The following is a 14,772-nucleotide window of genomic DNA, read 5'->3' as shown; positions in this document are numbered from 1 at the left end:
AGGAACAATCCCATGCAAAAGATTTTTGAAAGCCCGGCCCAGGCACTGGAAGGCCTGTTGTTCGATGGCATGACCATCATGTCTGGCGGCTTTGGCCTGTCGGGCAATCCCGAAAGCCTGATCCCGGAAATCCGCGCGAGCGGGGTCAAAGATCTGACCGTCATCTCCAACAATGCTGGCGCGGACGGCTTTGGCCTGTGGATGCTGCTCGAAAGCCGGCAGATCGGCAAGATGATCTCCTCCTATGTGGGCGAGAACAAGCTGTTCGAGAGCCAGTATCTGTCGGGTGAGCTGGAACTGGAACTGACGCCGCAGGGCACGCTGGCCGAACGCATCCGTGCCGGCGGCGCGGGCATCCCCGCCTTCTACACCAAGACCGGCGTCGGCACGGTGGTGGCCGAAGGCAAGCCGGTCGAGAATTTCGAGGGCGAAGATTATGTTCGCGAAACTTGGCTGCGCGCTGACCTTTCGATCATCAAGGCGTGGCGCGCCGACCCGGCCGGCAATCTGATGTTCCGCAAGACCGCGCGCAACTTCAACCCGAACATGGCGACCGCTGGCAAGGTGACGGTGGTCGAGGTCGAGGAGATCGTGCCCGAAGGCAGCTTCGATCCCGACTGCATCCATACACCCGGCATCTATGTCGATCGCATCGTCCTCTCCACCATCAACGAGAAGCGGATCGAAAAATTGACCGTCCGCGAAAGGGAGGCCGCATAATGAGTTGGACCCGCGACGAGATGGCGGCGCGCGCCGCGAAGGAACTGCGCGACGGCTATTATGTGAACCTTGGCATCGGCATCCCGACCCTGGTGGCGAACCATGTGCCCGAAGGCGTTAACGTCACGCTCCAGAGCGAAAACGGCATGCTCGGCATCGGCCCGTTTCCGTTCGCGGGCGAGGCGGACCCGGACCTGATCAATGCTGGCAAGCAGACGATCACCGCGCTGCCAACCAGCAGCTTCTTCTCCTCGGCGGACAGTTTCGCGATGATCCGGGGCGGTCATATCGACATGGCGGTGCTGGGCGCGATGGAGGTGGCGGCCAATGGCGACCTCGCCAATTGGACCATTCCCGGCAAGATGGTGAAGGGCATGGGCGGCGCGATGGATCTGGTCGCGGGCGTCAAGCGCGTGGTCGTGGTGATGGACCATGTGTCGAAAAATGGCAGCCCCAAGATCCTGCCGACCTGCTCGTTGCCGCTGACCGGCAAGGCGGTCGTCGACCTCATCATCACCGATCTCGCCGTGATCGCCGTCGATCGTGCCAAGGGCGGCCTTACCCTTGTCGAACTGGCGCCCGGCGTGACCGAAGCCGAAGTGATCGAGAAGACCGGCGCGCCGCTGGCGATCCTCGAAGCTGTCTGAAATAGGAATAATCCAGTGCCCAATCTGATCGTCGTCAACCGTGCGGGGGACGAAACGAACATTGATGCCCGTGAAGGCATATCCGTGATGGAAGCCATTCGCGACAATGGTTTTGACGAACTGCTCGCTCTGTGCGGTGGCTGCTGTTCCTGCGCGACCTGTCACGTCTTCGTTGACGAGGCATGGGTTGGCGTGGTCGGCGCGGCCAGTGGTGATGAAGATGATCTGCTCGATTCTTCCGACCATCGTGGCGAGCGTTCGCGCCTGTCCTGTCAGATCATGATGACGGCCGCGCTCGACGGGCTGCGCGTCGCCATCGCGCCGGAGGATTGAGCATGGCCTTCACGCAGCGCGCCGGCGCCAATCTCTATTGGAAGCGTGATGGGCGCGATGATGCTCCCGCGCTCATCCTGTTGAACAGCATCGGCACCGACATGGATCTGTGGGACGGCGTGCTGCCCCATCTGCGCGACCGCTTCGCGCTTTTGCGGATCGACACACGCGGCCATGGCGCGTCAATTGCCGAACCGGGCGACTATTCGCTCGCGATGCTGGCGGACGATGTGCTGGCGGTTGCCGATGCGGCCGGCCTTGATCGCTTCTCGATTGCCGGGGTCTCGCTAGGCGGCATGATCGGCATGGAAGTGGCGTTGCGGGCACCGGGCCGGATGGAGAAGCTGCTACCCACCTGCACGTCCGCAACGATGGATAGCGCATCCTGGAACGATCGGATCGCCAAGGTGCGTGGGGAGGGGATGGCCGCCATTGCCGACCTCGCCATGGGCCGTTTCCTCTCCGACCTCGCCGAACCGGCCATTTATGAAGCGGTGCGGCGTCAACTACTGGCGATGGATGCGCAGAGCTATGCCGGTTGTGGTGCGGCGATCCGGGACATGGACCTGGCCGATCGGATCGGCGATATCGCCTGCCCGACATTGGTCGTCACTGGTACGCGCGACACATCGACCCCGTTCGAAGGGCATGGCGAGCACCTGCTGGCCCGTATCCCCGGCGCGGCGCATGTGGCGCTGGCGGCCGCGCATCTTGCCCCGTTGGAAGCGCCTGAAGCGCTGGCGGGCGTCATCACCTCTTTCCTGGAACGCTGAGACTTATGGCGCAAGCCTTCATCTGCGACGCCGTGCGCACCCCTATCGGCAAGCTCAACGGCTCGCTCTCCAGCATTCGCGCAGACGATCTTGCAGCGCTGCCGCTCAAGGCATTGATGGCGCGCAATGGGAAGGCCGACTGGTCGGCGCTTGACGACGTGATCCTGGGCTGCGCCAATCAGGCGGGTGAGGACAATCGTAACGTCGCGCGCATGGCTGTTCTGCTGGCGGGCCTGGGGGAAAATGTGCCGGGCGTGACCGTAAATCGCCTGTGCAGTTCGGGCCTCAATGCGCTGGGCATTGCGGCGCAGGCGATCCGCAGTGGTGACGGAGATTTCCTGATCGCCGGTGGTGTTGAGAGCATGACCCGAGCGCCCTATGTGATGGGCAAGGCGGGCAGCGCCTTTGGCCGCGACCAGAAGATCGAGGATACGACGCTGGGCTGGCGCTTCATCAATCCGGCAATGAAGGCAGCCTATGGCGTCGACACCATGCCCCAGACCGGTGAGAATGTCGCCGAACAATGGGGTGTTAGCCGCGAGGAGCAGGATCGCTTTGCGCTAGCTAGCCAGGACAAGGCTGCCCGGGCACAGGCAAGCGGTCGTTTGGCTGCCGAGATCGTTCCGGTGTCTATCCCGCAGCGCAAGGGCGATCCGGTCCTGTTCGAGGCCGACGAGCATTTGCGTGCCACCAGCCTGGAGGCGCTGGCAAAGCTCAAGCCCGTGGTAAAGGCTGACGGTACAGTGACGGCAGGAAATGCGTCTGGTCTTAACGACGGCGCGGCGGCGATGCTGGTTGCGTCCGAGGCTGCTGCAGCGGCACAGGGGCTGACGCCCCGAGCTCGGGTTATCGGGATGGCGGCAGCCGGCATCGCGCCTCGGATCATGGGTGCAGGGCCGATCGAGGCGGCGCGCAAGCTGCTCGTGCGCAATGGCATGACAGTTGATCAGCTCGATGTGATTGAACTCAACGAAGCTTTTGCCAGCCAGGCGATCGCAACACTGCGAGACCTCGACGTCGATCCGTTCGATCCCCGCGTCAACCCCAATGGCGGAGCGATCGCGCTGGGCCATCCGCTTGGCATGTCGGGCGCGCGCATTGCGCTGTCGGCGGTAGAGGAGCTGCACCGCACGGGTGGCCGCTATGGGCTGGCCTTCATGTGCATAGGCGTCGGGCAGGGGCTTGCCTTACTGCTGGAACGGGTGTGACGACCATGGCCAAGGCAGATATGGACAGCAGCGTTTCGAGCAGAGCCGATGTCGTCATCGTTGGCGCAGGCCATGGCGGCGCGCAATGCGCCATAGCCCTGCGCCAGAATGGCTTTACCGGCACCGTTACGATCGTTGGTCGCGAGCCTGAATTCCCCTATGAGCGACCGCCCCTGTCCAAGGATTATTTCGCGCGCGAGAAAGCGTTCGAGCGGCTTCACATCCGCCCGCCCGCTTTCTGGGCCGAGAAGAATATCGACTTTGTGCTCAGCACCCAAGTTGAGGCGGTCGATCCTTTAACAAGGCAGCTATCACTCTCCGACGGACGCAGCCTTGGCTATGGCAAACTGGTCTGGGCAACAGGAGGCGATCCGCGCCGGCTCAGCTGCGCGGGCGCCGACCTGACCGGAGTGCATGCGGTTCGTACCCGCGCCGATTGCGATACTCTGATGGCAGAAATTGACGCGGGCAAGCGCGATATCGTGGTCATTGGCGGCGGCTATATCGGGCTTGAAGCAGCAGCTGTCCTTAGCAAACTGGGCCTCAACGTGACCTTGCTGGAAGCGCTGCCCAGGGTTCTGGCGCGCGTCGCGGGCGAAGAACTATCCGGCTTCTATCAGCAAGCGCATCGCGATCATGGTGTTGACCTTCGATTGAACGCCCGCGTCGAATGCCTGGAGGGCGAAAACGGTCAGGTAACGGCGGTGCGATTGGAGGATGGCGAACATATTCCCGCAGAGGCGGTCATCGTTGGTATCGGCATCGTTCCGGCGGTCGAACCTTTGATTCTGGCGGGCGCGACAGGGGGCAATGGCGTGGACGTCGATGCCTTCTGCCGCACATCGTTGCCCGACATATATGCAATCGGGGATTGCGCTGCCTTCGCCTGCGACTTTGCCGGTGGTCAGGTGATGCGGGTCGAATCGGTGCAGAACGCCAATGATATGGCGACCTGCGTGGCGAAGGCGATTTGCGGCGATGCCAAACCTTACAAGGCTTTCCCATGGTTCTGGTCTAACCAATATGATCTCAAGCTTCAGACCGCCGGCATCAATGTCGGCTTCGACGAGACTGTAGTACGCGGAACGCCTGCCGACAGCGCATTTTCCGTCGTCTATCTCAAAGACCGCAGGGTAGTGGCGATTGACTGCGTCAACAGCGTGAAGGACTATGTCCAAGGTCGCAAACTGGTCGAGAACGGTATTAGGCCTGATATCGCAAAGCTGGCTGATGTCGGGACGCCGCTCAAGGAACTGGTCTCAACCTAAAGTCGATCAGACGGCATATAGCGGCGTCCTTGCGTTCTTAATGGCAAGGTTCGTCAGCGGCTTGGCATTCTCCATGCAGGCTGAGGCGCACAAAGCGCTGTCTTCTCAGCCTGCATGTTCTTCAGATGATATGGTAGGGGCCGTGCAGGCGCACTACAACGTGGCCTGAAGATGCCCGACAAAAACGACCGAATTTGGTCTCTCGTCATAGCCGCCGGGCCGCACCACATATTGGATGCCAGGGCGTATCAAAAGCCAGGGAGAAAGTTGGACGCCATAGTTTAGCTCCCACAATTCTTCACTCGTTTGCACGGGATTTCCCGCCAGAAGCTGCGCATCGGCCAGTCTTGTATTGATGTTCGCCTTCGTCCAGCTCACGCTCAATATGTCTTCAGGTCTAGAGGCGGCGATACCTCGCCAGCTCGATCCTGCCTCCATATAGGAGGGCATCAGGCCCGTGTCCTTGTCGGCGATGGTGTAGACGCCGAATATGGAAATCCCGCGCACGGTACTTTTTTCCGGCTTCCAGATCTGCTGTGCCGCCTGAAAGAGAACGCCCGCACGGCCTGTCTTGCTTTCGTCCGGTCGACCCTGAAGAGCTGCGCGCGACGTTTCATAATAGGCGGTGACCTTGTACGTCCCGGCATAGTCCGATGGAGTCTTGCCCCGTACATATCCTATTTCGACGGGGAAGAAGGCGCCTCGCTCACCGCCAAAGCCAAGGTCGAAGCCATGTCCGGCCTTGTTTCGCACGGTGTTCACATCATAGGCGCCTGCTTGCACATATACGCCGCTGCGATCGGTCCACTTGACTCGGCCGCCCCACTGTCCGGTTGGATCGTCTCGCCAGCCGCTGCTGTAGACAGGGCCGAGCGGATGTCCGCAATTGCCATTATTGGTGAAGTTGCAGGTGTAGGGCAGCTTACCAAAATCGTTGCCCATGGAGTAGAAGCCGAGCTTCAAGCTCAACCGCTGGTCGAGGAACATTTGTTCGTAGCTGAGTTCGTTGAAACGGACGTTCTTGCCCTGGCCGAAGAAAGCCTGGTTCTGAATATAGGCGCCGGTCCTGGCGGTATTGACGCCGTCACCGATGCGATCGGTGACTATCACACGGATCGTCCCGTCCTTGACGATGCCAAGCTTGCCAAGATCCAGCGTCGCGCCGACGTTGATATGCTGGACGACATTGAGGCCGCTGCCCTTGTAGCCTTGCGTATTGACCGCTGGCTGGAGCACATATCGTGCAGCAAAGGAGACACCTTTTTCTTCTAGCCGCTTGCGAGGCTCCCAGTCACCGAACAGGGGTTTCTGGGCAACGCTGTCGAGCGGTCCGGGGTTGGCTGCAGGTTCAGGCGCGAGGGGCAGGGCAACGGGCACAGCATCGTTGCTAGCGTCCCGACCGGACGGCTCTTGCGAAGCTGCATCTATTGTCTGCGCCGTGACCATTGGCGCCTGAGCGCTGCAAAGCAGGCCTGCAATCAACCCAAGTTTCCGGCTCATGCCGTTTTCCCCCCGCTGGTACGGCGCAGTCGCCAGAAAGCGATGCCTGCAAGCAGGAGCGCTCCTAGAACCATGGCGCTGCGCACCACCAAAAGAATGATCGAGAACGAACTGCCCGTGCGTGCGACCGCAACCTGCTTCTCGGTCACACTATCTCCAGGTCCGAAGGTCTGCCGCACGAAGGTGGCGAGGTCGGCGATCTGGGCATTGGTGAGCGACTGGACGAAAGAGGCTTCGCCAAAGCCTGGCATAAGCACATGCCGGTCTCCGACCGTGCGATCGACACCATGGAGGATGACAGAAACAAGATTGTCGGAACGCGACGCGCCCACCGTGCTGTTATGATGAAGCGAGGGGATCGTGCCATCAGGCGAACCATCGCCATTGCGTCCATGACATGCCGCACACAGACCACTATAGAGTTTGGAGCCCAGCGCTGGCTTGCTGTCGCCGCGCAGGGCGGTTTCAAAATTTGCCGAATGGCCAAAGCTATACGCAGCCTGTTTGTCACTGTCATCGCGCACTGCAGGAACTGTGGCTATATATTCAGCGATGGCCTGCACGTCGGCAGGGTTCATGCGCGAGAAGCTGTGGGTCACGGCCTCGGCCATCTCGCCCGCTGCCTGTCCCTTGCCCGGAACGGAGCCGGTGCTGAGATAGCGGGCGATCTCCTCGCGGCTCCATCCGCCGATCCCGCTCACCTTGTCAGACGTGATATTGGGCGCAAACCATGACCCGAGCGGACCTCCGCTCAACGGCGCGCTTTTGCTTTCCTGCATCATGAGGCCGCGCGGACTGTGGCAGGTAGAGCAGTGACCGAGCGTTTCGGAAAGATAGCGCCCGCGATTCCACTGGGCACTGCGCGCAGGATCGGCAGCGATCTTCTGCTCATCCACAAACATCGCATTCCAGATCCGCATCGATGTGCGGATGTTGAAGGGGAAGGGGAGGTTGGTCGTGGGCGCGGCGCTATCGATTGGCTTCACCGCCGTCATGAAATAGGCGTAGAGCGCGTGAATGTCGGCGTCCGTCAGCTTGGCATAGGATGGATAGGGCATCGCCGGATAAAGCGGCGCGCCGTCACGCCGGATGCCGCTGCGCACTGCGCGGGCAAATTCCGCTTCCGAATAGGCGCCTATGCCGTAGCGGCTTGAGGGGGTGATATTGCTGGAATAGATGGCTCCAAGGGGAGAGTTGATCGGATAGCCACCTGCCATCTCGCCACTTGGTTTCTCGCCTGGATGGACCGGAGCGGTATGGCAGGCCGCGCAGTCGCCTGCGATCGCGACATAGCGTCCTTGCTCGATCTCCTTGGCCGAGAATTTTTGCGCCGAGGGTTGGGCATCGGCATTGGCAAAGCCAAGGGCGAGCGCTGCGAACGCGAAAAAGCTGCTCTTTCTCATGCTGCTGCAAGCTCCCGCGAGATCGCATCGGCAGCCTTGATACCAAGAGCGGCCATAGTGAGGGTCGAGTTGACGACGCTTGCCGAAGGAATTGCGCCGCCACCTGGAAGCCAAAGATTTGCATGGTCGAAACTGCGGCAGTTGCCGTCGACCACGGAGTCTTTGCTCGACGCACCCATGATGACGCCGCCCATGATATGATTGTTGGCATTGAGATCGGTGGTGATGTGGAATTCCTCGGCATTGAAGAGCTTGCCGATATGCTCCAGCTGTTCGCAGGCCTTGTCATAGCCCTTGCGAGCATACGCACCCAGCTCATAGCGGATGTCAGGGCAGGCCAGCCCGTGGCCGTCGCGCCGGGTCTTCGACAGCGTCAGGCGATTGTTGGGATCAGGTAGCGGCTCCAGACTGATCGAAAGATCTACGCCATAAGCAGCGCGGCGTCTGATTTCCGTGTCGAGTTCTTCACCGACCAATCCCATGGCCAACGCCTTCTTGGTGGCGGTATGGATCTGGCTGATATTGTTCAGGATGATCTTGTTGGCGGAATATTCCGATCGGAATGGTCCATCGCGCGGACCTACCATGCAGCTCGATTGCGCAGGACCGCGCCCAAGCCAGATGGGGCGATCGGCCAGAAATGTGCAGTGGAACCCGGAATGATCCAACATATTGCGTCCGACCTGATCGGAGCTGTTGGCAATGCCGTTGGGATTGCGCTCGTTCGCCGCCAACAACAGGAGGCGCGGCGTTTCGATGCTGTTGCAGGCGATGACGAATGTCTTGCCGGTCGCCTTGTGGCTCACCTTGTTCGTGTCATACCAATGGACGGCAATCACGCGATTATTTTCGTCGGTGTCGATCTTGTAAACGACCGATTCCGCCAGAATGTGGGCACCCTTTCGCTCGGCCGCCTCGACGGAATGGATGCCGTTATACATAGCGCCGATCGGGCAGATTGGCTGGCAGTTATTGTTGCCGCAACAGGCCGGGCGATCCTGCCACGGCTTGACCATGCGTCCCTGGGGGATCGGCACCAGATTATAGCCGTGCGGGTTGACGACTTGCGCAAATACCTCGTCCCCGTTCCCCCATGGAATCATGTCGGCAGGATAGGGCTTGCTGCGGTCCGAAGGCGATTGCTGGGCTGGATCGTTCGGTCCTGATACCCCCATCGCCTCTTCGGCGCGGCAATAATAAGGTTCCAGCTCGTCATAGCCAATCGGCCAGTCGCGGCCGACACCATAGGTCGATTTCATCTTGAGATCGACAGGCAGGTGCCTCCAGCAGGAAGCCGCCCAGTGCCAGGTCGTGCCGCCAACGGCGCGAATATAGCCCTGCTTGAACCCTTTGCCGTCGGGGCCGGAGAGTTCGATATAATCGTTGGCCGGCCAGTAGAGGGGCGCCGTGGCAAGGGGGGACTGGGGATATGGGCCTTGAAAGTCGTTCCCGGCCCGTCGCTCGAAGCTGAAATTGCGCCAGTTCTCGACCACATCGGCCCTGTCGAGACGTGGCCCTGCCTCGAGTACCAGAACGGAGTGCCCCTCACCGGCCAGTTGGTCCGCTATCAGCGCACCCACGACGCCAGAACCGACGATTACGACGTCGGCGTCTGCGTCACCATTGTTAAAGGAGACCTGGTTCATCAGTTGGGCTTTCTGGAGCTGGACGGTCGGCTGGTAGACAGGCCGGGATTGGAGGAGGTGAGGGGAGAGGAGGGCGCAACAGGAGGAGGCGCGGCCGTCCACCATCCAGGTCCCCCCATTTGGTAGGTAGGGGGGAAGAGCGCGTCGGAAACGGGGCGGTTCATGAGCGCATCAGCGTAGGCGATTGATTGCGCGGTCTGCCCGGTGCCCACGGTCCCGGTGTACCAGGCAGCCACGATCGCGAGCGCGGCTTCCCCTGCGCCCGAACGAATTGCGGCATCGAGCAGATCCTTGGGACGATCATATTGCTTTGCCAGCGCAGTGAGTGGTGCGATCTTCGTTGCAAGATTAGGGAAGAGTTCACGCAAAGCCTGGGAGGTCCGCGCTGCGATAATCTCGTCCAGGTCCGGGTGACCCGTGAGCGCCTTCGAAAGTGCCAGGAAGCCAGGGTCTGGAACTGCGAAGGTCTGCGCGCCTGCTTGCTGCATGTTGGAAGGCTGGCTGCAAGCCGTTAGAAAAGCAGTTATGGCAAGGCCGGCAGCAAAGGCTCGCCTTGATATTGTGAGCGCGTCGCCCTCATCCAAAAGCGTCAATTGGGCTTCAACTGCCATGCCACAATGCCTCCAACTGCCGGCAGGCGACAGACCGTTGCCCGCGGCATATAATGAAATTGATATCGTGCGGACGTGCACTTGCTCCCAAGATCACAAATCTCGCTTGAGGCGATCTTGAACCCGGTGAAAATGCTGCGAGCGCGCTGCTCTCGCGGCGCTCTGTAACAAAATGTTTCTTATTCGACCCACAACGGTTCTGGTGAACGCCCATAAAATAATTTATGGAGCAGTCATGTCACTTCAGCGCTTGCGTACCTTCATCGAAGTCTATCGCCACCGGTCGATAAGCGCGGCTGCACGTACTCTGGCAATGTCGCAACCAGGAGTATCGCAACACATCGCCGGACTGGAAGAGGCGATCGGCCGCCCTCTTTTCGAGCGCACCGGACAAGGCGTCTCACCCACCTCTGCAGCCCATGATCTTGCTGCTGATCTGGGTGATCATCTTGATAGCGCTGAGATTGCGCTGGCTTCTGCTCGCGCGCGCTCGGCAGAACTGTCGGGGGCTATCCAGATTATTGGCCAGAGCGACTTTCTATCGGAGTATCTAACACCGATGCTGGCGGGTATTTTGAAAGATGGGATGCTGGTGCGCCTCCATGCCGCCGGACCTGGCCAGTTAGAGGAGCGCTTGCTGGATGGGACAGCAGATATTGGTATCGCGGGATATGATGTGTCCGACAAGCGTCTCCATAGTCAGGTCATCCTCAAGCAACGCCTACTTGCTGTTGCCAGTCCGCAGATCGCCGCGCATATGAATGACGCAGTGGATCTCCAGTCAGCCCTGGACGAGATGCCAGTGCTCACGCACAGTTTTCGCTGGCCCACCATTGGAAGTTGGCTTGATGCCCAGGGTCTCAGGGCATCCGCCCGCGCTCCCGATTTCATCGGGCATAATCTGCATTCCCTCAGAACCCTGGCAGCAAGCGGTTACGGCTGGACTGTCCTGCCTGAATATTTCTGCACCGCGTGCCTAGCCGAGGGAAAGCTTGCCATCATCAACGGTCCGCAAGATCCGCCCGAGAATATTTACCGGCTCGTCTGGGCACCAAGTGCGCTGCGAAATCCGCGCACGGCAAGCGCGCGTCAATCGATCTTGCGTTCATTTTTAGCAAGTTCGACATGATGCCGGAAGCTCAAGGCAAGTCTACCAAGCCGCTAGTTTGAATACCGAAATCAACATAAAGTCGTTGGATTGACCTGAATGAGGCTCGTGCTGGTGTTGGTTTTCCCACAGCTCCCATGGACCAGATCGCAATAGGCTAGCGACTTGCCAGTATGGAGCAGGGGCAGCAGGTTGCCTGGATGTTTGCAGAAGCGCTTTTCGCCACCATCAAATATGAGACCCTCTGATTTTCTGGCTGATCGGGCCGAAGTAAGGGCCTGCAACCTCCATCTGCACATGATCGCCAAAATGCATGAAGGGCGTTTTTGCAGAGCCTGTTTCGATCGCTTCGATTGCCCGTCTTTCTGAAAGGCAGCAGGATCCCACCACATCATAGTTGGCGTTCGAAACCGTTCCCGATCCGATGATCGTTCCAGCTACAAGGTGGCGCGTACGCGCGGCATGGGCGATCAAGTCATGAAATCCAAACTGCATCTCCCCGCCATTGGGATGGCCGAACCACTGCCCGTTCAGCCGAACTTCCAACGGCAAATTAACGCGGCCATCAATCCAGGCGCTGCCCAGATCGTCGGGCGTCAAAGCGTAAGGGGCAACCGAGCAAGCAGGCTTGGCCTGAACCCAGCCAAAGCCCGTTTTCATTTCTAGAGGGGCGATAGCACGCAAGGACCAATCATTGATTAGAAGGATCAGTTTCACATGAGCCAAAGCGTCCTTGGCTGACGTTCCCATCGGAACAGCGTCTGTAACGACGCCAAACTCTCCCTCAAAATCTATTCCATCCGCTTCGCTGGGCAGGATCACATCGACATGTCCGGCCAGGAACCGATCGGAAAGACCTTGATACATGAGCGGTCGATCCGTCTCGATCGGCGGCAGGTTGAATGCCTTCTGCATCAGCGTGCCGTGCTGAGGAAAGGCAGAACCATCGAGCCATTGCCATGCGCGGGGAAGGGGGGCGAGCAGCCGGTGTCCTTCCAACTCTTCACCTTCCCCATCGGTCAGGCGAGATGCAAGCTCTTGCAGGCCCGGCTTTGCCGATGCCCATGTCTCGAGAGCCTCTTGCAGCGTGCAGGCCACAGCTGAGGCAAGAAGATAGCGCTTGGCATCGGGCGAGACGACGATCAACTGTCCGTCGGGGGCGCCGTTTTCCATCGTAGCCAATCGCATGTTTCTATTCCTCGATGATGGCGACGGCGCGGGTCCAGCCGGCCGACGCGCCCTTGATCTTGTGCGGGAAGCAACTGACGGTGAAGCCGTTGCCGGGCAGCGCTTCGAGATTATGCAGCTTTTCGAGGTGGCAATAGCCGATGTCCCGCCCCGCCTTATGGCCTTCCCAGATGAGCGAGGTGTCGCCCGTTTCCTTGACCTTCTCTGCGGTATAGCTGAACGGCGCATCCCAGCTCCAGGCGTCGGTGCCGGTGACGCGGACGCCGCGTGACGTCAGATAGATGGTCGCCTCATAGCCCATGCCGCAGCCCACATTGACGAAGTCGGGTCGGCCGAGCGCCTTGCCCGCTGCCGTATTCACCAGCACGATGTCGAGCGGTTGAAGGTCGTGGCCGATGCGCGTGAGTTCCGCCTCCACATCACTCGCCGTCACGACATAGCCATCGGGAAAGTGCCGGAAGTCCAGCTTCACGCCGGGACGGAAGCACCAGTCGAGCGGCACCTCGTCGATCGTGATCGCACGCTCTCCGCCGTCCATCGTGGGCGAAAAATGATAGGGCGCGTCCAGATGTGTGCCGTTATGGGTGGTCAGCGTCACCCATTCCGCCGCTGCAAAGCCCTCGCCACCTGGCGTCTGCTCCGCCGTCACGCCGGGGAAGAAATGCTGCAGCTCCTTCACCGTGTCCTGATGCGTCTCATAGGTGATTTTGGGCCGCATGAAGGGTGGGTCGGATACGACGTCATTATCCAGCGTGATCGACAGATCGATGAATGTGCGGGTCATGTCGGACTTCCTGATTTACGCGCATGGATAAGCAAGGCGGTGGGGGTTACGATGGCAGCAAGGGCCGCGCCGTAGCCCAGCTTGAGGAGCAAGGCCTGGTCCGCCGCAATCGATCCTGCGAACAGCCTGTGCATGAGGGCGTCAGCCAAACCGCCGAAGATCACGGTGGCTGCGATCGCGATCGTGAGTGAGCATAGCAGGATCTGGCCCAGGCTGGTTCCAAGACGCTTACGAAGCAGGACGGCAGGCACCATAGTGCCCATCAGGGCAATCATGAAAGACTGCGGAAGGAAGTCCCATCCCAACGCTGTAGGTGACACGGGGCGATCGATGCCGAAGAGCAGCAGAAATACGCCAACGCTGATCATGCTGTTGATCACCATGCTGATCACCGTTTCACGGACGATCACAGCCGGCAATGTCATGCACTATGTCCACCCAGCGTTTCGGCGAACCAGTCGGCGATGGTGTCACGTCCATAGGCCATATTGTCAGCGCCGACATGCTCCACGCCGCCTTCGCGATCGGTGAAGATCACCTTTTCGCGCCGGGGAGAATTGATGAGCTGGTCGTAGAGATCGTCGGCATAGGACAGGCTGATTTGCCGATCCTTCGCGCCATGGGTAACGAGGAAGGGCACGGTGATACGGTCCATATGCCCGTTCAGATTCATGTCCGCGCTCTTCGCGTGGAAATCCTCCATGTCGCTGGCGCCGAACGCCCACATGACATGCGCCCAATAATGGGGCACCGGATTCTCGCCCTCACGGTTCAGCCGCTTTTGCTGAACCTCTGCCCAATTATGATTGGCGCCCCACACAGCACCGCTCGCGAAGCGCGGTTCATAAGCGACGGCGCGCGGCGCGAAATGGCCGCCCAGCGAAATGCCGGTCATGCCAATGCGCGCGGGGTCGACGTCATCCTGCCTTTCCAGCCAGTCCACTGCCTTGCCCGCCCAGCTTTCGCTGTGCGGATCGACGGGCAGATCCTGAAGGCGCAGTGCTTCGCCGCTCCCGGGCTGGTCGACGCATAATGTCGATATCCCGCGCCGTGCCAGAGCTTCGGGAAGGCGCGACCAGTAGAGCAGTTCCTTGCAGCTATCGAGACCGTTACAATAGACGACGACAGGCTTGCGGCCTCCACCGGGCGCGCGCGAATAGAGCGCCGGCATCGTTCCGCTGCCAAGGGGAATTTCCACCCGCTCGCGGTTCAGAGCACCCAGCTTCCCGGACTTCTCGAAAGCGCCAAGCGCTCTGGCATAAGTGTCCTTTCGGCCAGGATGTCCATGGCCTTGCATCCGCTCGGCCGTAATCAAGTAGAGAGCAGCGCGCTCGAGTTTGTTCGAGGCCGAAAAGGCCCGTCCTTTCGCCTCATCCTCCTGCGCCAGGGCGATCAGCTTGTCGCCCATCGCCGCCCATTGCGCCATGAATTGCGGGGTTCCAGCGTCCGCGCCACTGGCCGCAGCCTCCCTGATCGGCTGGCACATATCAATGATTTCACCCATCTGCGCGCCGCTTTCCATCGCGATCGCAACCGACAGGTTCCAGATATAATTTGGGAAATATTCAAACAGAGCCATGGCT

Annotated in this window: 15 protein-coding genes; 7 read left to right on the top strand and 8 right to left on the bottom strand. The window is 60.1% G+C overall.

Annotation, left to right across the window (positions count from 1 at the left end; genetic code table 11):
- Positions 1-12 precede the first annotated feature (12 nt).
- From BMX92_RS11475 to BMX92_RS11450, 6 genes are read left to right on the top strand one after another with little or no spacing between them, the layout of a single operon-like run.
- Positions 13-720 (top strand): CoA transferase subunit A, encoded by a 708-nt coding sequence (locus tag BMX92_RS11475; RefSeq protein WP_093016518.1) that lies wholly within the window; start codon positions 13-15, stop codon positions 718-720.
- Complete coding sequence (locus BMX92_RS11470) at positions 720-1,367, top strand: 3-oxoacid CoA-transferase subunit B (RefSeq protein ID WP_093016516.1); 648 nt, start codon at positions 720-722, stop codon at positions 1,365-1,367. Before BMX92_RS11475 ends, BMX92_RS11470 begins: the two co-directional genes overlap by 1 nt.
- A gap of 15 nt (positions 1,368-1,382) precedes the next feature.
- Positions 1,383-1,700: a 2Fe-2S iron-sulfur cluster-binding protein gene (locus BMX92_RS11465; protein WP_093016514.1), complete on the top strand. Its 318-nt coding sequence runs from the start codon at positions 1,383-1,385 to the stop codon at positions 1,698-1,700.
- Positions 1,701-1,702: 2 nt separating this feature from the next.
- Positions 1,703-2,473 (top strand): 3-oxoadipate enol-lactonase, encoded by a 771-nt coding sequence (pcaD, locus tag BMX92_RS11460; RefSeq protein ID WP_093016512.1) that lies wholly within the window; start codon positions 1,703-1,705, stop codon positions 2,471-2,473.
- A gap of 5 nt (positions 2,474-2,478) precedes the next feature.
- A complete protein-coding gene (pcaF, locus tag BMX92_RS11455; RefSeq protein ID WP_093016510.1) occupies positions 2,479-3,681 on the top strand; it encodes a 3-oxoadipyl-CoA thiolase in 1,203 nt (400 codons plus the stop codon).
- Positions 3,682-3,686: 5 nt separating this feature from the next.
- Positions 3,687-4,949 carry an NAD(P)/FAD-dependent oxidoreductase gene (locus BMX92_RS11450; RefSeq protein ID WP_256213392.1) on the top strand — a complete coding sequence of 421 codons (1,263 nt, stop codon included), beginning with the start codon at positions 3,687-3,689 and terminating at the stop codon, positions 4,947-4,949.
- A gap of 153 nt (positions 4,950-5,102) precedes the next feature.
- Here the strand turns inward: BMX92_RS11450 and BMX92_RS11445 are convergent, their stop codons facing one another.
- The 4 genes from BMX92_RS11445 to BMX92_RS11430 are packed head-to-tail and all read right to left on the bottom strand — an operon-like array spanning position 5,103 to position 10,109.
- Entirely contained in the window at positions 5,103-6,449 is a 1,347-nt protein-coding gene (locus BMX92_RS11445) for a carbohydrate porin (RefSeq protein ID WP_093016508.1), read from the bottom strand.
- Positions 6,446-7,852 carry a c-type cytochrome gene (locus tag BMX92_RS11440; RefSeq protein ID WP_093016506.1) on the bottom strand — a complete coding sequence of 469 codons (1,407 nt, stop codon included), beginning with the start codon at positions 7,850-7,852 and terminating at the stop codon, positions 6,446-6,448. Before BMX92_RS11440 ends, BMX92_RS11445 begins: the two co-directional genes overlap by 4 nt.
- On the bottom strand, positions 7,849-9,498 hold the full coding sequence (locus BMX92_RS11435; protein WP_093016504.1) for a GMC family oxidoreductase: 1,650 nt from the start codon (positions 9,496-9,498) through the stop codon (positions 7,849-7,851). The genes BMX92_RS11440 and BMX92_RS11435 overlap by 4 nt, the downstream gene beginning before the upstream one ends.
- Positions 9,498-10,109 carry a sugar dehydrogenase complex small subunit gene (locus tag BMX92_RS11430; RefSeq protein WP_093016502.1) on the bottom strand — a complete coding sequence of 204 codons (612 nt, stop codon included), beginning with the start codon at positions 10,107-10,109 and terminating at the stop codon, positions 9,498-9,500. The genes BMX92_RS11435 and BMX92_RS11430 overlap by 1 nt, the downstream gene beginning before the upstream one ends.
- Before the next feature lie 235 nt (positions 10,110-10,344).
- Between BMX92_RS11430 and BMX92_RS11425 the strand changes: the two genes are divergently transcribed.
- Positions 10,345-11,238 (top strand): LysR family transcriptional regulator, encoded by an 894-nt coding sequence (locus BMX92_RS11425; RefSeq protein WP_093016500.1) that lies wholly within the window; start codon positions 10,345-10,347, stop codon positions 11,236-11,238.
- 207 nt (positions 11,239-11,445) lie between these two features.
- Here the strand turns inward: BMX92_RS11425 and BMX92_RS11420 are convergent, their stop codons facing one another.
- From BMX92_RS11420 to BMX92_RS11405, 4 genes are read right to left on the bottom strand one after another with little or no spacing between them, the layout of a single operon-like run.
- Complete coding sequence (locus BMX92_RS11420) at positions 11,446-12,405, bottom strand: fumarylacetoacetate hydrolase family protein (RefSeq protein ID WP_093016498.1); 960 nt, start codon at positions 12,403-12,405, stop codon at positions 11,446-11,448.
- 4 nt (positions 12,406-12,409) lie between these two features.
- A complete protein-coding gene (locus BMX92_RS11415) occupies positions 12,410-13,189 on the bottom strand; it encodes a cyclase family protein (protein WP_093016496.1) in 780 nt (259 codons plus the stop codon).
- A complete protein-coding gene (locus tag BMX92_RS11410; RefSeq protein ID WP_093016494.1) occupies positions 13,186-13,614 on the bottom strand; it encodes a hypothetical protein in 429 nt (142 codons plus the stop codon). The genes BMX92_RS11415 and BMX92_RS11410 overlap by 4 nt, the downstream gene beginning before the upstream one ends.
- On the bottom strand, positions 13,611-14,768 hold the full coding sequence (locus BMX92_RS11405; RefSeq protein ID WP_093016492.1) for an alpha/beta hydrolase family protein: 1,158 nt from the start codon (positions 14,766-14,768) through the stop codon (positions 13,611-13,613). Before BMX92_RS11405 ends, BMX92_RS11410 begins: the two co-directional genes overlap by 4 nt.
- Positions 14,769-14,772 lie beyond the last annotated feature (4 nt).

The sequence above is a fragment of the Sphingobium sp. YR768 genome (assembly GCF_900111125.1).
Classification (GTDB): Bacteria; Pseudomonadota; Alphaproteobacteria; order Sphingomonadales; family Sphingomonadaceae; genus Sphingobium.
Note: the sequence above shows the minus strand (reverse complement) of the source record. Positions and strands in the feature narration are given on the sequence as shown.